Origin of the sequence: Ectorhizobium quercum (assembly GCF_026552795.1) — a bacterium.
Lineage (GTDB): Bacteria > Pseudomonadota > Alphaproteobacteria > Rhizobiales > Rhizobiaceae > Ectorhizobium > Ectorhizobium quercum.
On sequence record NZ_JANFPI010000009.1, the window covers coordinates 145,361 to 165,074 of the forward strand.

The 19,714-nt window shown below is 66.6% G+C and carries 15 protein-coding genes and 1 pseudogene; 9 read left to right on the forward strand and 7 right to left on the reverse strand.

Translation table 11 applies throughout. The annotated features are described in order from the left end of the window. The first annotated feature begins 111 nt into the window (after positions 1-111). Positions 112-801, forward strand: a complete 690-nt coding sequence (locus tag NOF55_RS20965; protein ID WP_306413073.1) for a phosphoribosyltransferase — start codon at positions 112-114, stop codon at positions 799-801. Positions 802-804: 3 nt separating this feature from the next. Here NOF55_RS20965 and NOF55_RS20970 read toward each other — a convergent pair whose 3' ends face one another. Next, entirely contained in the window at positions 805-3,009 is a 2,205-nt protein-coding gene (locus tag NOF55_RS20970) for a heavy metal translocating P-type ATPase (protein ID WP_306413074.1), read from the reverse strand. Between the two features lie 448 nt (positions 3,010-3,457). Here NOF55_RS20970 and NOF55_RS20975 point away from each other — a divergent pair, with 448 nt between their 5' ends. Further along, a complete protein-coding gene (locus tag NOF55_RS20975) occupies positions 3,458-5,080 on the forward strand; it encodes a methyl-accepting chemotaxis protein (RefSeq protein WP_306413075.1) in 1,623 nt (540 codons plus the stop codon). 41 nt (positions 5,081-5,121) lie between these two features. Here NOF55_RS20975 and NOF55_RS20980 read toward each other — a convergent pair whose 3' ends face one another. Then, positions 5,122-5,268: a hypothetical protein gene (locus NOF55_RS20980; protein ID WP_306413076.1), complete on the reverse strand. Its 147-nt coding sequence runs from the start codon at positions 5,266-5,268 to the stop codon at positions 5,122-5,124. Between the two features lie 263 nt (positions 5,269-5,531). Here NOF55_RS20980 and NOF55_RS20985 point away from each other — a divergent pair, with 263 nt between their 5' ends. After that, positions 5,532-6,725, forward strand: a complete 1,194-nt coding sequence (locus NOF55_RS20985) for a multidrug effflux MFS transporter (protein WP_306413077.1) — start codon at positions 5,532-5,534, stop codon at positions 6,723-6,725. 232 nt (positions 6,726-6,957) lie between these two features. Here the strand turns inward: NOF55_RS20985 and NOF55_RS20990 are convergent, their stop codons facing one another. The 4 genes from NOF55_RS20990 to hmuQ form a co-directional block, all read right to left on the reverse strand. Continuing rightward, complete coding sequence (locus NOF55_RS20990) at positions 6,958-8,181, reverse strand: argininosuccinate synthase (RefSeq protein WP_306413078.1); 1,224 nt, start codon at positions 8,179-8,181, stop codon at positions 6,958-6,960. 135 nt (positions 8,182-8,316) lie between these two features. Continuing rightward, positions 8,317-8,694 (reverse strand): YbaN family protein, encoded by a 378-nt coding sequence (locus NOF55_RS20995; protein WP_370869023.1) that lies wholly within the window; start codon positions 8,692-8,694, stop codon positions 8,317-8,319. Between the two features lie 58 nt (positions 8,695-8,752). Continuing rightward, positions 8,753-9,265, reverse strand: a complete 513-nt coding sequence (gene hutX / locus NOF55_RS21000; protein ID WP_306413079.1) for a heme utilization cystosolic carrier protein HutX — start codon at positions 9,263-9,265, stop codon at positions 8,753-8,755. An 8-nt stretch (positions 9,266-9,273) separates the two neighbouring features. After that, entirely contained in the window at positions 9,274-9,618 is a 345-nt protein-coding gene (gene hmuQ, locus NOF55_RS21005) for a heme-degrading protein HmuQ (RefSeq protein ID WP_306413080.1), read from the reverse strand. 151 nt (positions 9,619-9,769) lie between these two features. Here hmuQ and NOF55_RS21010 point away from each other — a divergent pair, with 151 nt between their 5' ends. The 4 genes and pseudogenes from NOF55_RS21010 to NOF55_RS21025 all read left to right on the forward strand — a co-directional run bounded on the left by NOF55_RS21010 (position 9,770) and on the right by NOF55_RS21025 (position 13,854). Beyond that, positions 9,770-10,660: a heme/hemin ABC transporter substrate-binding protein gene (locus NOF55_RS21010; RefSeq protein ID WP_306413081.1), complete on the forward strand. Its 891-nt coding sequence runs from the start codon at positions 9,770-9,772 to the stop codon at positions 10,658-10,660. A gap of 2 nt (positions 10,661-10,662) precedes the next feature. Next, positions 10,663-11,745: a FecCD family ABC transporter permease gene (locus NOF55_RS21015; RefSeq protein WP_370869029.1), complete on the forward strand. Its 1,083-nt coding sequence runs from the start codon at positions 10,663-10,665 to the stop codon at positions 11,743-11,745. A 35-nt stretch (positions 11,746-11,780) separates the two neighbouring features. After that, positions 11,781-12,527, forward strand: a pseudogene (locus NOF55_RS21020) (heme ABC transporter ATP-binding protein); the annotation flags it as partial. Positions 12,528-12,768: 241 nt separating this feature from the next. Then, on the forward strand, positions 12,769-13,854 hold the full coding sequence (locus tag NOF55_RS21025) for an enoyl-CoA hydratase/isomerase family protein (protein WP_306413084.1): 1,086 nt from the start codon (positions 12,769-12,771) through the stop codon (positions 13,852-13,854). A 55-nt stretch (positions 13,855-13,909) separates the two neighbouring features. Here the strand turns inward: NOF55_RS21025 and NOF55_RS21030 are convergent, their stop codons facing one another. After that, on the reverse strand, positions 13,910-15,322 hold the full coding sequence (locus tag NOF55_RS21030; RefSeq protein WP_306413085.1) for a helix-turn-helix domain-containing protein: 1,413 nt from the start codon (positions 15,320-15,322) through the stop codon (positions 13,910-13,912). A gap of 151 nt (positions 15,323-15,473) precedes the next feature. Here NOF55_RS21030 and NOF55_RS21035 point away from each other — a divergent pair, with 151 nt between their 5' ends. Both NOF55_RS21035 and NOF55_RS21040 read left to right on the forward strand, forming a co-directional pair. Beyond that, entirely contained in the window at positions 15,474-17,006 is a 1,533-nt protein-coding gene (locus NOF55_RS21035) for an acyl-CoA carboxylase subunit beta (RefSeq protein WP_306413086.1), read from the forward strand. Positions 17,007-17,112: 106 nt separating this feature from the next. After that, positions 17,113-19,119 carry an acetyl-CoA carboxylase biotin carboxylase subunit gene (locus NOF55_RS21040; RefSeq protein ID WP_306413087.1) on the forward strand — a complete coding sequence of 669 codons (2,007 nt, stop codon included), beginning with the start codon at positions 17,113-17,115 and terminating at the stop codon, positions 19,117-19,119. Positions 19,120-19,714: the final 595 nt, after the last annotated feature.

A 19,714-nucleotide genomic window follows, 5' to 3' on the forward strand; every position in this document is an offset into this window, starting at 1 on the left:
AGCGGGGGCTGGTTAACAGAACGCAAATCCGGTGCGGTGGCCGTTAAGATTTCGCGCGGCCCATCGTTCCGCGCGCCAGACGAGGCCATAGACGAAAAGGAATGACCGCCCATGCAGCCGCATGAATTCTGGCAGGAGCTTCATCCCCAAGGCCGTTTCCCCGTCGAGGGCGGGCACGAGCGCGCCTTTCCGGCCACGTTTGCCGACGGGCGGCAATTGCTGCTGCCGATCCGCCCGCTGCCGGACGGCGTCCATGCGCTGGCATCGCTGATCGTCAACCAGGCCGGCTTCGCTGTCGTTGACGCGCTGGCGGAGGATCTCGCCGCGCGGCTCGCGCCGTTTGCGCCGGATGTTGTGGTCGGCCTGCCGACGCTCGGCCTGACGCTGGCCGCGGAGGTCGCCCGCAAGCTCGGCCATGCGCGCTACGTGCCGCTCGGCACCTCGCGCAAGTTCTGGTACGAGGACACCCTGTCGGTGCCGATGTCGTCGATCACCACGCCGGGGCAGCAGAAGCGGCTTTATGCGGATCCGCGCATGCTGCCGCTGGTCAGCGGCAGGCGCGTGGCGCTGGTCGACGACGTGATCTCCTCGGGAACCTCGATCCTGGCCGGCCTTTCCCTCCTCAAGGCGCTCGACATCGAGCCGGTGGCGGTCGGGGCGGCCATGCTGCAATCCGGCCGCTGGCGTCCGGCGCTCGCCGCCTTCGGGCCGCAATGGCCGGAGCGGGTGCGTGGCTGTTTTTCGACGCCCATGCTGGAAAAGGGGCGGGACGGGCTCTGGCACGTTCCCGCCGCCGCCTGACGGTCAGGTCTTTCCGCCCGCCAGCAGGCGAAGGGCGTTGGCCGTGACCAGAACCGTCGCGCCGGTGTCGGCGAGGATCGCCGGCCACAGCCCGGTGATGCCGAGAACGGTGGTGACGAGAAAGACCGCCTTCAGCCCGAGTGCGATGGTGATGTTCTGCGCGATGTTGCGCATGGTGCGGCGGGACAGGTCGATCATGCGGGCGACGTCGCCGACACGCCCGTGCAGGATGGCGGCGTCGGCGGTTTCGAGCGCCACGTCCGTTCCGCCGCCCATTGCGATGCCGATGTCGGCGGCGGCAAGCGCCGGGGCGTCGTTGATGCCGTCGCCCACCTTGCCGACCGTCAACCCTTGCGCCTTCAGCTCGCCGACGATGCGGCTCTTGTCCTCCGGCATCAGCTCCGCGTGGACCTCGATGCCGAGCGCGTCGCCGATGGCTTTGGCCGTGCGGGCGTTGTCGCCGGTCAGCATGACGGTGCGGATGCCCTTTTCCTTCAGCGCCAGAAGGCCCTTCGCCGCGTCGGCGCGCGGCTCGTCGCGCATGGCGATGGCACCCGTCAGCACGCCGCCGGCCACCAGCAGGGAAACGGTCTTGCCCTCGTCGTTCAGCGCGGCAACGGCCTTGCGCACGGCGTCGGGCAGGGCGGCGCGCTCGCCGGCGGCCCCCGGCGAACCGAGGAAGACCTCCGTGCCGCCGACGACGGCGCCGACGCCCCGGCCTGCCAGCGCCCGGGCCCCGGTTGCAGCGGGAACGGCGATGCCGTCCGCCTTCGCCCGCTCCAGAATGGCGAGCGCCAGCGGATGGCTGGAGCCGGTCTCCAGCGCGGCGGCAAGGCGCAGCATCTCCGTTTCCGTTGCGGAAAAGGCCAGCACATCCGTGACCTTCGGCCGGCCTTCGGTCAGCGTGCCGGTCTTGTCGAAGGCGACGGCGGTCAGGTCGCCGAACCGTTCCAGAACGGCGCCGCCCTTCAGAAGCAGGCCGCGCCGGGCGCCGGCGGAGAGCGAGGCGGCGATGGCGGCGGGCGTCGAGATCACCAGCGCGCAGGGGCAGCCGATCAGCAGGACGGCCAGCCCCTTGTAGACCCACTCGCTCCACACTCCCCCGGCCAGAAGGGGCGGCAGCACCGCGACGAGCGCGGCGACCGCCACGACGCCCGGCGTATAGTAGCGCGAGAAGCGGTCGATGAAGCGCTCGGTCGGCGCCTTCCGCTCCTGCGCCTCCTCGACCAGTTTGACGATGCGGGCGATGGTGTTGTCCTCGGCGGCGGCGGTCACGCGGATGGTCAGCGCCGCCTCGCCGTTCACCGTTCCGGCAAACACCCGGTCGCCGGGCCGCTTGCGCACCGGCATGCTTTCGCCGGTCACGGGCGCTTCGTCGACGGCACTGTCGCCCGAAAGGATCTCGCCGTCGGCGGGCATGCGCTCGCCGGGCCGCACGAGAACGGTGGAGCCGGGCGCCAGCGCTGCCGCCGCAACCTCGCGGGCCGTGCCGTCGGCGTCGATGCGCAGTGCGCTGCGGGGCACGAGGGCCGCCAGCGAGCGGATGCTGTCGCGCGCGCGGCCGGCGGCGACGCCCTCCAGAAGTTCGCCGACGAGGAAGAGGAACACCACGGCGGCGGCTTCCTCCGAGGCATCGATGACGACCGCGCCGACCGCGGCGACGGTCATCAGCATCTCGATGGAGAAGGGCGTGCCGTTGAGCGCGGCCATGACGGCGCGCCGGGCGATCGGGATCAGGCCGACGGCCATCGCCAGCGTGAAGGCATAGGCTGCCGTCGCCGGCACGATCAGCCCGATGCCGTAGGCGGCGGCAAGCGCCGCCCCGGCCAGAATGGCCAGCCGCCCCTTTTCGCCGCGCCACCACGGCCCGTCGGAGGAGCCGTGGTCGTGACCGCCGGCCGCGTGGCTGGGTTCGCCGTCGTGATCATGGTCTTGATGGTCGGGGGAACGTCCGGCGGCCTGCCCGTCTTGCGCAGGGGCGCGGTCGTCGCCAAGAGGGTTGGCGGCATAGCCCAGCCCCGTGACCTTGCGGGCCACGTCGGCGGCGGCGAGACTGCCGTCATGGGTCACGGTCATGGTGCCGGCGGTGACGGAAACGGAAACCGCGCGCACGCCGGCAATCCGGCTGACGGCGGTGTCGATCTTCGCGGCGCAGGACGGGCAATCCATGCCCTCCACCCGGAAACGTGTCTGAAGCATTGCGTTCATCGGTGACTCCCGGTCTTTGACAGGAGCGGTTGTAGGACCTCTAGCGACTAGAGCTGCAAGTGGTTTTTTTTCGGATCGCGGCGGCCGGAGGGAATATTGCCGCCGTTGCGTTCTCGTGTTGCGCGTTTCAAATCCTTGTTTTTAAATATTTTTATTTCCAAAATCGATGTTGCGCATTTTTCCGGCTCCTGCCTCGTGCAAGAATGAGAGGCTATTTTTCAACGCGATATTTCAGGGCTACACTTAGTGATTCGTAAACGACTAATAAACTATTATGGTGTGGTGTTATTGAATACTCGCGCAATGGTGTAGTGAGTGCGGAACACAGGTCAGGTTCCGCGCCTTTGTTTCTCCTGGCCGCAACGAAAGTGTCGCTCCCATGTTCGCATTTCCTTCAACGCAGTCCCGTGTAAGGCTGGAAGCGCTGGATTCGCTGAAAGCGCGTGTCATGATCGCCGATGCCGACCTGAACATCACCTATATGAACGGCGCCGTCCGGGAGCTTCTGACGGAGGTCGAAAGCGACCTGAAGGCGGAATTGCCGCGCTTCAGCGTCGCCACCCTCGTCGGCTCGAACATCGACGTGTTCCACAAGAACCCCAGCCACCAGCGGCGCATGCTTTCGGGGCTGACGAAGCCGCACAGCGCGACGATCCGCGTCGGCCATCATGTGTTCGATCTTCACGTGATGCCGCTGCTGCAAAACGGCAAGCCGTCCGGTTTCGTCGTCGAATGGGCCAATGCGCAGGAGCGGCTCGACAATCTCGAATTCGAGAACCGCCTGCGGTCCGTCGACCGGGTTCAGGCCCTCGTCGAGTTCACGCTGGACGGCGAGATCATCACCGCCAACCAGAATTTTCTCGATACCGTCGGCTATTCGCTGGCGGAGATCGTCGGCCGCCGCCACCGGATGTTTCTGGAGGCGGACTATGCCGAAAGTTCCGAGTACGAGGCCTTCTGGAACGCCCTGAAGAGCGGTCAGGCGCAGGTCGGCGAATTTCCCCGGGTCGGCAGGAACGGCCGCCGGATCGTTCTCAACGCCACCTATCACCCGATCCCGGACGAGAACGGCCGGATCGTCCGCATCGTGAAATTCGCGACGGATGTCACGGATCGCGTCGAATCCGTGCGCAAGCTGGGCGAGGGGCTGAAGAAACTGGCGGCCGGCGAGCTCGATTTCAGGCTGGACGAGGCCTTTCCCGGCACGTTCGAAAGTCTTCGCCAGGATTTCAACACCGCCCTCGAGCAGCTTGCCGGCACGCTCGGCGCCGTGGCCCAGGCAACGGTCGAGATCGATTCCGGTTCGACGGAGGTCAGCCGCAGCGCCGACCACCTGTCGCGCCGCACGGAGCAGCAGGCCGCCTCGCTCGAGGAAACCGCCGCGGCGCTCGATGAAATCACCGCCACCGTGCGCAATGCCGCGCACCGTTCGGAAGAGGCGCGCAAGGCGGCAGAGCTGGCCAGAAGCAGCGCCAGCCACTCAGCCAAGGTGATGGCGGATGCCGTCGAGGCGATGGCGCGCATCGAGGAATCGTCCGGCAAGATTTCCTCGATCATCGGCGTGATCGACGAGATATCCTTCCAGACCAACCTTCTGGCGCTCAATGCCGGCGTCGAGGCGGCGCGGGCCGGGGATGCCGGCAAGGGCTTTGCCGTCGTCGCGCAGGAAGTGCGCGAGCTTGCCCAGCGCGCCGCCCGCGCCGCGCGCGAGATCAAGGACCTCATCCGCCACTCGTCCGGCGAGGTGGAGGGCGGCGTCAAGCTGGTCAGCGAGACCGGCGAGGCGCTGCGGGCCATCGAGGACAATATTATCGTGGTCAACGAGCGGATGCAGGCCATCGCCACCGCCGCCAGCGAGCAGGCATCGGGGCTGCACGAGGTCAATACCGCCGTCAACCAGATGGACCAGGTCACGCAGCAGAACGCCGCGATGGTCGAGGAATCGAATGCCGCCAGCGCGACGCTTGCCCGTCAGGCCGAGCGCCTGCGGGAACTGGTCGGCCAGTTCCGTCTGGAACGGCCCGCCGCGCCGGTTTCCCGGTCCGCGACGGTCACGCGCCTGCGGGGCTGAGCAACCCGGCCCCGTTCACCGGTCCATCTTTTTGCCGGGCTTCAACTGCCGGTGAGGTGGAAAAAAGCCCATGCCGCGACGAGGGCCGCGGCGACGCCTGCCCATGTCATCGCCTTGCGCAAAGCCGGGTTCTGCTTTTTCGGTTCCTTCGGCTTCGGCGGGCGCTTGAAGTCGACGATGTTGGACACGTTTGTTCTCCCGTCTGCCTGTTTCCGTGCATTTCACGTGAATCATCGCCGACACGGCGGATGTCTGCCGTCCTTATAGCAGCGGAAGCTTGCCGAAGTCCTGCCGGAAAGGATCCCGGTTCGGCAGGCGGCGATGATTCACGTGAAAGAGGACAAGCGGGGGGCAGCGGGGAGAATACCTTGTTTTTGTCAATCCCGGCGCTATGGTCTGGACCAATGCTGCCGCTCCCCGGCAGCGCCGCCAATCCATTTCCGGACAGACCATGACCGTACAGAAAATGACCGAACGCCGCACCGCCCTTCTCGGCGCGCTCCTGACGGCCATCGGGCCGCTTTCGATGGCGATCTACGCGCCGGCCATGCCGGAACTGGTCAGGGCCTTTTCCACCACCGATGCGGCGATCACGGCCAGCCTGTCCTTCTATTTCGGCGGCTTCGCGGTGGCGCAGCTTGCGGCGGGGGCGGCCTCCGACGCCTTCGGGCGTCGACCTGCTTGCCTCACCTTCTTCGCCATCTATCTCGCCGGTGCGGTGATGGCCTGTCTCGCCCCCACGGTCGAGTGGCTTCTCGCCGGGCGCCTGATCCAGGGCGTCGGCGCATCGGTCGGGGTCACGGTGGCGCGCGCCGTGGTGCGCGACCAGTTCTCCGGCATCCAGGCCGCCCGCATCATGAACCTCATCGGCATCATCCTCGGCGTCGGCCCGGCGCTCGGGCCGATCATCGGCGGCATCACGCTGGAGCTGTTCGGCTGGCAGGCGGTCTTCCTGCTGATGATCGCGCTCGGGCTCGCCTGCTGCGCGGCGGTCGTCTCCATGCCGGAAACCACGGTGCCGGATATCTCCCGCTTCCGGCCGGGTACGATGCTGGCCACCTATGGCCGCCTCGGCATCGATCCGCGCTTCGTGCTGCCGTCGCTGGTCGTCGGCGGGGCGGTCGGCGCGCTCTACACGCAGGCGACGATGCTGCCCTTCATCCTGATCAAGATCGTCGGCCTGTCGCCGTCGCAATACGGCTTCGTCATGCTGTTCCAGACGGGCTCCTACTTCATCGGATCGGTGGTGCTGCGCGTGCTGCCGCCGCGCTTCGGCGGCCACAGGTCGGTCGTCGCCGGGCTGCTGTTCTGCGGCACGGGTGCCGCGATGATGCTGTTCCTGTCGCGCCTCGTCGAGCCGACGCTGCTGACGGTCATGATCCCGATCTCGTTCACCACCTTCGGCATCGCGCTCATCACCCCGCATATCGTCACGGTGGCGCTGACGCCCTTTCCGAAGGTCGCCGGCTCCGCCTCGGCGATGATGGGCTTCATCCAGATGGGCGCGGGTTTCTGCATGGGGCTGGCCGGCGCGCTGTTCTCCTCGCCGGTCATCGCCTACGGCACGCTGCTTCCGGCCATGCACGCCACGGCCATCCTGTCCTACATCGCCTATCTCCGGCTCTTTCCCTCCGGGCGGGAATAGGGTTCGGACGAAAAAGCTGCCGGTCCTTCGAAGCCGTTTCCCAGACCGCTGGCAGAGCGGACCGACCTCTCCTTCGTCACGGTCGGGCCTGACCCGACCATCCAGAAGCCGCTCGAAGCATGGATCCTGGGCTCAGGGCCGAGGGTGACGTCGCGTGCGTGGCGAGGCTCGCAGACAAGCCAAGGGGCCGCCCCGGTCTCCCGGAGCGGCCCCATTTTTCATGAGCGGCGCTTCAGCCCCTGAGGTTGCGCTTGGCGAGCGTGCGCAGGCGCAGGGCGTTGAGCTTGATGAAGCCCGCCGCGTCCTTCTGGTCGTAGGCGCCGTGGTCGTCCTCGAAGGTGACGAGCGCGTCGGAATAGAGCGACTTCGGCGAGGAGCGGCCCTCGACGATGACATTGCCCTTGTAGAGCTTCAGCGTCACTTCGCCCTCGACGTCCTTCTGCGAAAGGTCGATGGCCGCCTGGAGCATCTGGCGCTCCGGCGAGAACCAGAAGCCGTAATAGATCAGCTCCGCATAGCGCGGCATCAGCTCGTCCTTGAGGTGGGCGGCACCGCGGTCGAGCGTGATGCTCTCGATGGCGCGGTGGGCGGCCAGCAGGATCGTGCCGCCGGGCGTTTCGTAGACGCCGCGGCTCTTCATGCCGACGAAGCGGTTTTCCACCAGGTCGAGGCGGCCGATGCCGTTGTCGCGGCCGTAGTCGTTGAGCTTCGCCAAAAGGGTCGCGGGCGAGAGGCGCTCGCCGTTGATGGACACCGCGTCGCCCTTCTCGAAGCCGACGGTGATGATCGTCGGTTTGTCGGGCGCGGCTTCCGGCGAAATGGTGCGCATGTGCACATATTCGGGGGCGGCCACCGCCGGATCTTCCAGAACCTTGCCCTCGGAGGAGGAGTGCAGAAGGTTGGCGTCGACGGAGAAGGGCGCCTCGCCCTTCTTGTCCTTGGCGACCGGGATCTGGTTCTTCTCGGCGAAGTCGAGCAGGTCGGTGCGGCTCTTGAACGACCAGTCGCGCCACGGGGCGATGATCTTGATGTCGGGGTTCAGCGCATAGGCCGAAAGCTCGAAGCGCACCTGGTCGTTGCCCTTGCCGGTGGCGCCGTGGGCGATGGCGTCGGCGCCGGTCTTCCTGGCGATGTCGATCAGGTGCTTGGAGATCAGCGGCCGGGCGATCGAGGTGCCGAGCAGGTAGACGCCCTCATAGACGGCATTGGCGCGGAACATCGGGAAGACGAAATCGCGCACGAATTCCTCGCGCACGTCCTCGATGAAGATTTCCTTGATGCCGAGCATCTCCGCCTTCTTGCGGGCCGGTTCGAGTTCTTCGCCCTGGCCGAGATCGGCGGTGAAGGTCACGACTTCCGCGCCGAGTTCGGTCTGGAGCCATTTCAGGATGATCGAGGTGTCGAGGCCGCCGGAATAGGCCAGCACGACTTTCTTTACGTCTTTGGGTAGGGTCATGGTGAAAACGTCCGTGTGCGTGACGGCGGCTGGGAGCCCGTCCATCGGGGCCGCCTTGTCCGGCAGTCTCATTAGCGGGAATGTGGCCGCATGCCAAGAAAAACCGCGCGGCATTTCATCGCGGTGGCGGGCTTTTCAGGCCGCGGTCGGTCGCGACAGCACGTAGGCCGCTCCGGCCAGCATGAAGGCCGCGACGATGGCCGCGAAGAGGAGGGAGGGATGCGCGGTCAGAAGGAAGATCGGAAAGCTCACCGACATCATCGCCACGGACAGGATTTTCGCCCGGCGCGGGATCGCGCCCTTCTCCCGCCAGGCCCTGAGCGTCGGGCCGTAGGTCGGGTGTTCGATCAGGTAGCGCTCGAACCGTTCGGACGAGCGGGCGAAGCACCAGACGGCGACGATCAGGAACGGCGTCGTCGGCAGGCCGGGCAGCACGACGCCGACCGCGCCGATGGCGACCATCAGCCAGCCGAAGCCGAGATATGCCAGTCTGAGCAGCGGGTTCATGGCCATCAGTCTACTCCATCCGGCCGGAAAAGCCATTCCCGGCCGGCTTGTGCATCATTTCGTCTCAGGCGTAGCGGTCGCGCAGCGCCTCGAACTTGGCAAGTTGTCCGGCATCGAGTTCGCGGGCGGCGTCGCGGCGCACGAAGATCTTGAACATGGCGGCGCCGTCGCCGTTCATGAACCAGACCGAGCAGGAGCGGCGGCCGTGGAAGGGCCGGTCGATGAAGGCGATCGACCGGCAATGGTCCTTCCTGATGTGGCCGGCGATCGGGCTTTCGCCGTGGATGTTGAACCAGCCGTGCCCCTCGGAGCCTTCCGGCAGGAAGCCGGTCACTTCGGCGACGATATCGGCGGTGTGGACGATCAGCAGAACGTCGCCCCAGCCGGTCATCTCGCTCCAGATTGCCGCAAACTCCTCGGCGGGAACCACGGTGGCGGCGCCCTGCGGCAGAAGGGAGAGGATTTCGGCCGGCGTTACGTCGGCCGCGGCGGCGATGGCCTCCACCACGCCGTCCGGCTTTTCGGAAAGCGCCTTTTCGGCGCGGGCCTTGCGGTCGTCGGTCGCGGTCGAAGACATGGGCGCGCCTATTCCGCCGCCTCGGCCGTCTTGCCGCCCTTGTCGTGGATGATGACCTCGAAGCCCTCGAACTGCGGCGGGCCGAGATACTCCACCTTGCCGCGGTTCTCGCCGGCCTTGGCGTGGGCGGCGCGGAACTGTTCCGACTGCGTCCACGCCTTGAAGTCCTCGTAGCTTTCCCAGACGGTGTGGGACGCATAGAGCGTGTGGTCCTCGGCCTTCGGTCCCTTCAGCATGTGGAACTCGATATAGCCCTTCATCTCGTCGAGCCGGCGTTCGCGGCTCTTCCAGATGCCTTCGAAAGCCTCTTCGGAACCCGGGGCGACCCGGAACCTGTTCATGGCGATATACATTGCGCGCCTTCCTTCAATCTCTGGTCACATGGAGCCGCAGCGGCCTTTCGCCGCCGGTCTTGATGCTTGCCTTCTTATTTAAAGGTGTCTATTTCAGTCAAGTTAATCTTGGGCCGTGCGACAACGGGCCCGCTCTCATGAGGACATGCGCATGTTCGCTACCGGTTCCGTCCTGCGGCCCATCGCCGCCGCGCTTCTTGTCTTTGCCGGGCTTGCCGCCGCGCCGGCTTTTGCCACTGAGCGCTATCCGCAGGCCAGCCGCATCGTTTCCATCGGCGGCACGATCACCGAGATCCTCTATGCGCTCGGGGCCGGCGACCGCATCGTCGCCCGCGATTCCACAAGCTACTATCCCGATGAGGCGAATGCAAAGCCGGATGTCGGCTATATGCGGGCGCTCTCGCCGGAAGGCATCTTCGCCCAGCGGCCCGATCTGATCCTCGCCGAGGACGGGTCCGGCCCGGCCGATGCGATCAGCGTGCTGAAGGCCGGCCAGGTGCCGTTCGTCACCATCGAGACGCCGCCCTCCGGCGATGCGATCCCGCAGAAGATTCGCGACACCGGCGTTGCCGTCGGGCTGGAAGAGGAGGCCGACGGTCTGGCGAAGGAGGTCGAGGCATCGCTCGAAACGCTGAAGGCCGATGTCGCCGCCGTCGATCCGGCCGGCAGGAAGCGCGTGCTCTTCGTGCTGTCGCTCGCCAATGGCCGGGTCATGGCCGCCGGCACGGACACGGAAGCCGGCGCGCTGATCGAAATGGCCGGCGGCATCAATGCCGCGGCGACGGTTTCCGGCTACAAGCCGCTGTCGGACGAGGCCGTCATCGCCGCCGCGCCCGATCTGGTGCTGGTCATGCAGACCGGCCAGCACGCGGCGACGGCGGACGAGGTCTTCTCGCTGCCGGCCTTCCAGACGACGCCGGCGGCGGCCAACAAGGCGCTGCTGTCGATGGACGGGCTCTATCTCGTCGGCTTCGGTCCGCGCACGCCTGCGGCCGCGCGCGAGCTGGCCGTCGCGCTCTACCCCGGCCAGGTGACGCCGTGAGCGTGAACGCCGTCGCCGTGCCGGGCTCCCGCGAAACGGGCGACCGTTCCCGGCGCGCGGCGTTCACCATCGCCTTTCTTGGCGTTCTTCTCGTCGTCGCCATTGTCGTCTCGCTCACCACCGGCCCGACCGCCGTCGGCATGAAGGACCTGATCGCCTATCTCGGCGGCAATGCGCAGGGCATGGCGGCGCAGGACCGGGTGATCCTCGAATCCGTGCGCGTGCCGCGCACCCTGCTCGGCCTTCTCGCCGGGGCGGGGCTTGCCGTTTCCGGCGCCATGATGCAGGGCCTGTTCCGCAACCCGCTGGCCGATCCCGGCATCGTCGGCGTCACGTCGGGCGCTGCCTTCGCCGCCGTCGTCGCCATCGTGCTCGGCGGCTCGGCGCTCGCGCCCGTCGCCGCCGTTCTCGGCCCGTGGTTCCTGCCGTCCTTCGCCTTCGTCGGCGGTCTCGTCAATACGCTGCTGCTCTATGCCATCGCGACCGAGAAGGGCGAGACGTCCACCACCATGCTGATTCTGGCCGGCATCGCCATTGCCGCGCTGACCGGTGCTGCCACCGGCCTGCTGATCTTCATCGCCGACGACCGGGCGCTGCGCGACATCACCTTCTGGTCGCTCGGCTCGCTGGGCGGCGCCACCTATGCGAAGATCCTGTCGGTCCTGCCCTTCATCGCCGTCGTGCTGGTGCTCGTTCCGTTTCTGGCCCGCGGGCTCGACGCGCTCATCCTGGGCGATGCCGCCGCCTTCCACATGGGCGTTCCCGTGCAGCGCCTGAAGCGCATCGCCATCCTCGCGGTCGCCGCGGCCTGCGGCGCAACGGTCGCCGCCGCCGGCTCCATCGGCTTCGTCGGCATCGTCGTGCCGCATCTGCTGCGTCTGGCGATGGGGCCGTCGCACCGCTTCCTGCTGCCGGGCTCGGCGCTCGGCGGCGCGGCGCTGCTGATCCTCGCCGACAGCGTGGCGCGCACCATCGCCGCGCCGGCTGAACTGCCCATCGGCATCGTCACGGCGCTCATCGGCACGCCGGTCTTCCTGTTCCTGCTGCTTAAGCGCAACGGCAGCTCCGGCCTGAGGGGGCTTTGATGATCAGCGCTTGCGGGCTTGCCTTCATCCGCGGCGGCCGCCGGCTGGTCGACGACGTCAGCCTGGACCTGACGCCGGGCGCCATGACCGTGGTCATCGGCCCGAACGGCGCCGGCAAGTCCACGCTTCTCAAGCTGATGACCGGCGAGCTTGCGCCGGATCAGGGGTCCGTTACCGTCGACGGCCGCGACGTTGCGGCCCTTTCGGCGCGCGAACTGGCGGAACGCCGGGCCGTGCTGCCGCAATCGCTCGCCCTGTCCTTTCCCTTCACGGCGCTCGAGATCGTTCGCATGGGCGCGATCGCCTACGGTTCTCTGACGCCGGAGCGCGATGCCCGCGCCGCCCTTGCCCGCGTCGGGCTCGGCGGCTTCGAGGGGCGCTCCTATCAGGCGCTGTCGGGCGGCGAGCAGCAGCGCGTGCAGTTCGCCCGCGTTCTGGCGCAGGTGCCGCGGGCGGTGGAGAACGGCCGGCCGAAGGCGCTGTTCCTCGACGAGCCGACCTCCAGCCTCGATATCGGCCATCAGATCGCCGTGCTGGAAATCGCCCGCGACTTTTCCCGCGACGGCGGGGCGGTGCTCGCCATCCTGCACGATCTCAATCTCGCCGCCGAATTCGCCGACCGCCTGCTGGTGCTGCACCGGGGCCGGGTGGTCGCCAGCGGCGCGCCCGCCGACACGCTGTCGGACAGGACCGTTTCCGACGTCTACGGCATTTCCGGCGCGGTCGGCCGCGTGCCGCCCCCGCACATCCCCTTCGTGCTGCCGCAAGCGCGGCACGGGTGAGGAGCGGCCGGTGATGGCCTGACACGGCCCCCTCTGGCTGCCGCCATCTCCCCCACAAGGGGGAGAACGATGGCAGCACGGATTTTCCTCGATCATGAAGCGGAGAGCATGCCGCAAGTCTTCTCCCCTTTGTGGGGAAGATGGCCGGCAGGCCAGAGGGGGTATTCTGCCCGATTGCCTTGCGTATTCGCGCAATTCGCCTCAATCTTCCCCCGAACGGTCCGTGGAGGAGGAGAGAGGGATGACGAGCGGGGAAAGCATCGCGATGGTGGAAACGGTTCTGGGCGAAAGGGCGGGTTCGGCCGGGCTTGTCCGTCTGAACCGCCCGAAAGCGCTGAACAGCCTCAACCTGACGATGATCCGGCGGATGCGCGCTCTGCTGGAGACCTACGCGGCGGACGGCGGCGTCTCCAGCGTCATCGTGTCCGGCGAGGGCGAGCGGGCGTTCTGCGCCGGCGGCGACATTCGCGCCATGTACGAAAGCGGCCGGGCGGACGGCCGCGAGGCGACGGATTTCTGGCGCGAGGAATTCCGCCTGAACCATTTCATAGCGCACTATCCGAAACCCTATGCCGCGATCATGGACGGGATCGTCATGGGCGGCGGCGCGGGCATTTCGGTGCATGGCAGCCATCGCATCGTCACCGAGCGCACCCGGCTCGCCATGCCGGAAACCGGAATCGGCTATTTCCCGGATATCGGCGCAAGCTGGTTCCTGCCGCGCCTTGCCGGTCGCATCGGCTTCTGGATGGGGCTGACGGGCCATGAAATCGGCGCGGCGGATGCGGTGCATGCCGGGCTTGCGGATTATTGCGTGCCCTCCGCCACCCTGCTTCTGATCACGGAGGCGCTTGCCGCCCTGCCGGCCGGCGCGTCGGCGTCCGATGTCGGCTCGGTCATCGAGCGCTTCGCGGTCACGCCGCCCTCTGGCCCGCTCGCCGCCAGCCGGGCGCTGATCGACCGCATCTTCGCGCTGGAAACGGTGGAGGAGATCGTCGCGGCGCTGACGCAGGACGGAAGCGACTTCGCCCGCGAGACGCTCGGGCATCTTTCGAAGCGCTCGCCGCTCAGCATGAAGCTGTCGCTCCGGCTGCTCCGCCTCGGCGAAAGAAGCGACAGCCTGGCCGAATGCCTGGAACGCGAATTCGCCGCCTGCACCGGCATGCTTTCCAATCCGGATTTCTACGAGGGCGTGCGCGCCGCCGTCATCGACAAGGACCGCAATCCGAAATGGCGGCCGGCTTCGCTTTCCGACGTGACGGAGGCCGACCTCGCCCGCTTCTTTCCGGCAGACCATCCGTCCGTCTTCCCGGAGCACCGGCTATAGGCTGTGCCGGGCCGGCCGCGGCATCTCCGCCGGCGAAGCGGGCCGCGCCCAACACTCAGTCCACGATCCGGTAGGGCACCGTGCGGCGGATGTCGTGCTGCACCACCAGCTTGCGCTTCAAGGGCGGCACGGCGCGCTGGACGCAGCTCGTGCGTTCGCAGATGCGGCAGGAAATGCCGATCGGGTCGAAGGCGCGGCGGTTGTCGAGGTCGAGGTCGTCGGCATAGATGAACTCGCCGGCATAGGAGATCTCGCAGCCCAGCGAGATGGCGTAGCGCGGCTGGGCGTTGCGGAAGCCGCCGCCGAGCGAGACCTGCGTGGCGAGGCAGAGATAGCGCACGCCGTCCGGCGTTTCCGCCAACTGGCGGATGATGCGGCCCGGCATCTCGAAGGCCTGATGCACGTTCCACAAGGGACAGGCGGCGCCGAAGCGGGCGAATTGCAGCTTGGCGGCGGAGTGGCGCTTGGTGATGTTGCCGGCCCGGTCGATGCGGGCGAAGAAGATCGGCACGCCCTTCTGGCCCGGCCGTTGCAGGGTCGACAGCCGGTGGCAGACCTGCTCCAGGCTGGTGCCGAAGCGGGCCGTCAGCAACTCCAGGTCGTGGCGCAGCGCGCGGGCCGTCTTCAGGAAGGACTGGTAGGGCATCATGAGCGCGCCGGCATAGTAGTTGTGCAGGCCCATGCGACAGATCTCGAAGGCCTCGTCGGTGCGGAAGCCGGCATTGGCGACGATGGCGTCGATCAGGTCGCCGGCGTGAAGCTGGGCGATCAGCAGGGCGATCTGGAAGGCCCGCGTCGGCGCCGGCGCATAGGCGTTGAGCGACAGGACACGGGTCGACGGATCGAAGCGGCGGATGAAGTCGGCCTCCGGGTCGGCGGTCGTCACGCGCACGCGATAGCGCTTTTCGAGGAACTGCGTCAGGATGAGCTGGCTGTCGGACCCGTTCATGCCGAGTTCGCCGGCCAGCCGTTCGGCGGAAAGGTCGACGTCGTGGATGTAGTTGTCGACGAAATGAAAGAAGTCGCGCACCTCCTCGTAGGGCGTCGTTTCCGTCGTCGCCATTGCGCCGGTCATCGAATGGTCGAAGCTCGCCAGCTGCTCGGAATTGCGGCGATAGGCCTGGTGACAGGTGATCAGCGCATGCGCCAGCCCCGGCGCGTTCTGCGTCACCAGCTTCAGTTCCTGAAGGCTCGGCGTGTAGTTTTCGAACAGCGGATCGGCGAGCGCTTCGGAAAGGGCGGAGAGAAGGCGGTCGCCCTCCCCCGACGAAAGTTCAGCAATGTCGATGGCGAACTTTTCGGCCAGCGCCAGCAGCACCGAGGCCGAGACCGGCCGCTGGTTGTTCTCGATCTGGTTGAGATAGCTTGAGGAAATCCCGATTCTCTGGGCAAACTGGGCCTGCGTGGCCTTGTTCGCCTCGCGCAGTTCGCGGACCTTGCGGCCGATGTAGAGCTTGCCGATGGCCATGTTTGCAACTTTGCAATTTACTCATTGCATTTTTGTTAGCTACACATTCGCACATCATCAAGCATTTTTTTTGTGCCGGATCAGGCTAGACGAAAACCCGCGTAGCCTTTTGAAATAAGGCAATTGGTTCCAAAGGGAGGGAAGTGGAGAGATGCGCGCGATTCTCGAACAGGTGGAGGCGCGGCGCGCCCAGGCGCGGCTCGGCGGCGGCCAGCGCCGCATCGACGCCCAGCACGCCAAGGGCAAGCTGACCGCACGCGAGCGGATCGAGGTTCTCCTCGACGAGGGCTCCTTCGAAGAATACGACATGTACGTCACCCACCGCTGCACCGAGTTCGGCATGGCCGGGCAGAAGGTTCCGGGCGATGGCGTCGTCACCGGCTGGGGCACGATCAACGGCCGGCAGGTCTACGTCTTTTCGCAGGACTTCACCGTCCTCGGCGGTTCGCTCTCCGAAACCCACGCCCAGAAGATCTGCAAGATCATGGACATGGCCGTGAAGAACGGCGCGCCGGTCATCGGCCTCAACGACAGCGGCGGCGCGCGCATCCAGGAAGGCGTCGATTCGCTTGCCGGCTATGCGGAGGTGTTCAAGCGCAACGTCGAGGCCTCCGGCGTCATCCCGCAGATCTCGGTCATCATGGGCCCCTGTGCCGGCGGCGCGGTCTATTCGCCGGCCATGACCGACTTCATCTTCATGGTGCGCGATTCATCCTACATGTTCGTCACCGGCCCGGACGTGGTGAAGACGGTGACGAACGAGATCGTCACGGCGGAGGAACTCGGCGGCGCGACCACCCACACCAAGAAGTCCTCCGTCGCGGACGGCGCCTACGAGAACGACATCGAGGCGCTGGAACAGGTCCGGCTGCTGTTCGATTTCCTGCCGCTCAACAACCGCGAGAAGCCGCCGGTGCGCCCGTTCCACGACAATCCGGCCCGTTACGAGGAGCAGCTCAACTCGCTGATCCCGGATAGCTCGACCAAGCCCTACGACATGAAGGAGCTGATCCTGGCGCTGGCCGACGAGGGCGATTTCTTCGAGATCCAGGAAGCCTTCGCCCGCAACATCATCACCGGCTTCATCCGCATGGAAGGCCAGACGGTCGGCGTCGTCGCCAACCAGCCGCTGGTGCTGGCCGGCTGCCTCGACATCGACAGTTCGCGCAAGGCGGCCCGGTTCGTGCGCTTCTGCGATGCCTTCAACATCCCGATCCTGACGCTGGTCGACGTTCCCGGCTTCCTGCCCGGCACGGCGCAGGAATATGGCGGCGTCATCAAGCACGGCGCCAAGCTTCTGTTCGCCTATTCGCAGGCCACCGTGCCGATGGTCACGCTGATTACCCGCAAGGCCTATGGCGGCGCCTACGACGTCATGGCCTCCAAGCACATCGGCGCCGACATCAACTATGCCTGGCCGAGCGCCGAGATCGCCGTCATGGGCGCCAAGGGGGCGACGGAAATCCTCTATCGTTCGGAACTCGGCGACCCGGAGAAGATCGCCGCCCGCACGGCGGAATACGAGGAGCGTTTCGCCAATCCCTTCGTGGCCGCCGAGCGCGGCTTCATCGACGAGGTGATCATGCCCTTCGGATCGCGCAAGCGCATCGCCCGGGCGTTCGCGTCGCTGCGCAACAAGCGCACCGACACGCTCTGGAAGAAGCACGACACGATTCCGCTCTGAGAACAGTTTTCGTCATGCCCGGGCTCGACCCGGGCATCCATGATCGTCACCCGGCTTTGGATCCTCGGGTCAGGCCCGAGGATGACGGGAGGAGAGGTTAGTACGCATGATCAAGAAAATCCTGATCGCCAATCGCGGTGAAATCGCAGCCCGCGTCATCAAGACGGCGAAGAAGCTCGGCATCGCCACGGTCGCGGTCTATTCCGACGCCGACCGCGACGCGCTGCATGTGCGCATGGCCGACGAGGCGGTGCATATCGGCCCCGCCCCGTCCAACCAGTCCTATATCGTCATCGACAGGATCATCGACGCGATCCGCCAGACCGGCGCCGACGCCGTGCATCCGGGCTACGGCTTCCTGTCGGAAAACCCGCTGTTCGCCGAGGCGCTGGAAAAGGAAGGCGTCACCTTCATCGGCCCGCCGGTCAACGCCATCCATGCGATGGGCGACAAGATCACCTCGAAGAAGCTCGCGGCGGAAGCCGGCGTCAACACGGTGCCGGGCCATATGGGCCTGATCGAGGATGCCGACGAGGCGGTGAAAATTTCCGACAGCATCGGCTATCCGGTGATGATCAAGGCCTCGGCCGGCGGCGGCGGCAAGGGCATGCGCATCGCCTGGAACGCGCAGGAGGCCCGCGAAGGCTTCCAGGCGTCGAAGAACGAGGCGAAGAACTCCTTCGGCGACGACCGCATCTTCATCGAGAAGTTCGTCACCGAGCCGCGCCACATCGAAATCCAGGTCCTCGGCGACAAGCACGGCACCGTGCTCTATCTCGGTGAGCGCGAATGCTCGATCCAGCGCCGCAACCAGAAGGTCATCGAGGAGGCCCCGTCGCCGTTCCTCGACGCCAAGACCCGCAAGGCGATGGGCGAGCAGGCCGTGGCGCTCGCCAGGGCCGTGGGCTATTACTCGGCGGGCACGGTGGAGTTCATCGTCGACGGCAAGGAGAACAAGTTCTACTTCCTCGAAATGAACACCCGCCTTCAGGTGGAGCACCCGGTCACGGAACTGGTCACAGGCCTCGATCTGGTCGAGCAGATGATCCGCGTCGCCGCCGGCGAAAAGCTCTCTTTCGGCCAGGACGACGTGAAGCTGAACGGCTGGGCCGTCGAAAGCCGCCTCTACGCGGAAGACCCCTACCGCAACTTCCTGCCCTCCATCGGCCGCCTGACGCGCTACCGGCCGCCGGCCGAGGGCCGGACGAACGGCGGCGCGGTCATCCGCAACGACACCGGCGTCTTCGAAGGCGGCGAGATCTCGATGTATTACGACCCGATGGTCGCCAAGCTTTGCACCTGGGCGCCGACCCGGCTCGAAGCCGTCGACGCCATGAGTGCTGCGCTCGACGATTTCGAGGTCGAGGGCATCGGCCACAACCTGCCGTTCCTGTCGGCGGTGATGGAGCACGAGCGTTTCCGCGAGGGCCGGCTGACGACCGCCTTCATCGCCGAGGAGTTTCCCGAAGGCTTCAACGGCGTGACGGCGGATGCCGATTCGGCTCGCAAGCTCGCCGCCATCGCCGCGGTGGTCAACCAGACGCTCCAGAACCGCGCGGTGCAGATCAGCGGCACGATGGACAATCATCGCCGCGTCGTGCGCACCGACTGGGTGGCGACGATAGCCGGCTATGAATTTCCGCTGGGACTGGGGGCATCGGCCGACGGCGCCTTCGTGAAGTTCGCCGATGGCGGCGTCTCGCCGGTCAATGGCGGCTGGGTGCCGGGCCAGACGCATGCGACCTTCGTGGTCGACGGCCTGACGATGGGCGTCAAGGTCAACCTCGCCGGCACGGGCATCCGCCTGCGCTGGCGCGGCATCGATGCCGTTGCCCGGGTCCGTTCGCCGCGCGCCGCCGAGCTTGCCCGGCTGATGCCGGAAAAGGCGCCGCCGGACACGTCGAAGATGCTGCTGTGCCCGATGCCGGGCGTCGTCACCGGCATTCTCGTCGCTGTCGGCGATCAGGTGGAATCGGGGCAGGCATTGGCCACGGTCGAGGCCATGAAGATGGAAAACACGCTGCGTGCCGAAAAGCGCGCCATCGTCAAGTCCATTCCCGTCAAGGCGGGCCAGAGCCTTGCCGTCGACGAGGTGATCATGGATTTCGAATAAAGTGGGAGGGAATGACCCCCTCTGGCTGCCGCCATCTCCCCACAAGGGGTGAGAGCGAAAGATGTACCCGCTTCCCGCCCTCGACCGTTCGAAACAGGCGAGAGGTTGCCGCAAATTTTCTCCCCCCTTGTGGGGGAGATGGCCGGCAGGCCAGAGGGGGTTTTGGGCGACAATGGAAAAGCGGACGAAAATTCCGCCCGCTTTTTCCCCCGGGGTCCGGTCTGTGGCATCATGGGGCCGTTCCGCATCGGAGACACCGCGGCGTCGCGGCGAAGCGGAGCCGGCGCCAGGTCACGGGGAAGGGACGCAGCAACCGGACCTGGGGTTCGCAGAACGGCTTTGGCCGCACCTCCCTGCAAGGGGACGGGCGGTCGCATTCTCCGGAATGCGGGAAACGGGCGGCGACGGGTGAAACACCGTCGTCCCTTGAAACCGGACAGCAGCAAATCCCGCCAAACGGGGACTGTCCGGCGCGTCACCGGGTGGAGCCGGTGTCTGCCCGTGAAGCGAGGCTTTCAGGCGGGCAAAAACCGCTGAACGGGGCGCTGGAAAGCGCTTATGTTTTTGAATTCAACGTGGTGCTTCCAGCGCCCCG

Excerpts from the sequence above, each read along its gene's own strand:
- NOF55_RS20965 (WP_306413073.1), top strand. The coding sequence starts at position 112 with ATGCAGCCGCATGAATTCTGGCAGGAGCTTCATCCCCAAGGCCGTTTC.
- NOF55_RS20970 (WP_306413074.1), bottom strand. The coding sequence starts at position 3,009 with ATGAACGCAATGCTTCAGACACGTTTCCGGGTGGAGGGCATGGATTGC.
- NOF55_RS20975 (WP_306413075.1), top strand. The coding sequence starts at position 3,458 with ATGATCGCCGATGCCGACCTGAACATCACCTATATGAACGGCGCCGTC.
- NOF55_RS20985 (WP_306413077.1), top strand. The coding sequence starts at position 5,532 with ATGACCGTACAGAAAATGACCGAACGCCGCACCGCCCTTCTCGGCGCG.
- NOF55_RS20990 (WP_306413078.1), bottom strand. The coding sequence starts at position 8,181 with ATGACCCTACCCAAAGACGTAAAGAAAGTCGTGCTGGCCTATTCCGGC.
- NOF55_RS20995 (WP_370869023.1), bottom strand. The coding sequence starts at position 8,694 with ATGGCCATGAACCCGCTGCTCAGACTGGCATATCTCGGCTTCGGCTGG.
- hutX (WP_306413079.1), bottom strand. The coding sequence starts at position 9,265 with ATGTCTTCGACCGCGACCGACGACCGCAAGGCCCGCGCCGAAAAGGCG.
- hmuQ (WP_306413080.1), bottom strand. The coding sequence starts at position 9,618 with ATGTATATCGCCATGAACAGGTTCCGGGTCGCCCCGGGTTCCGAAGAG.
- NOF55_RS21010 (WP_306413081.1), top strand. The coding sequence starts at position 9,770 with ATGTTCGCTACCGGTTCCGTCCTGCGGCCCATCGCCGCCGCGCTTCTT.
- NOF55_RS21025 (WP_306413084.1), top strand. The coding sequence starts at position 12,769 with ATGACGAGCGGGGAAAGCATCGCGATGGTGGAAACGGTTCTGGGCGAA.
- NOF55_RS21030 (WP_306413085.1), bottom strand. The coding sequence starts at position 15,322 with ATGGCCATCGGCAAGCTCTACATCGGCCGCAAGGTCCGCGAACTGCGC.
- NOF55_RS21035 (WP_306413086.1), top strand. The coding sequence starts at position 15,474 with ATGCGCGCGATTCTCGAACAGGTGGAGGCGCGGCGCGCCCAGGCGCGG.
- NOF55_RS21040 (WP_306413087.1), top strand. The coding sequence starts at position 17,113 with ATGATCAAGAAAATCCTGATCGCCAATCGCGGTGAAATCGCAGCCCGC.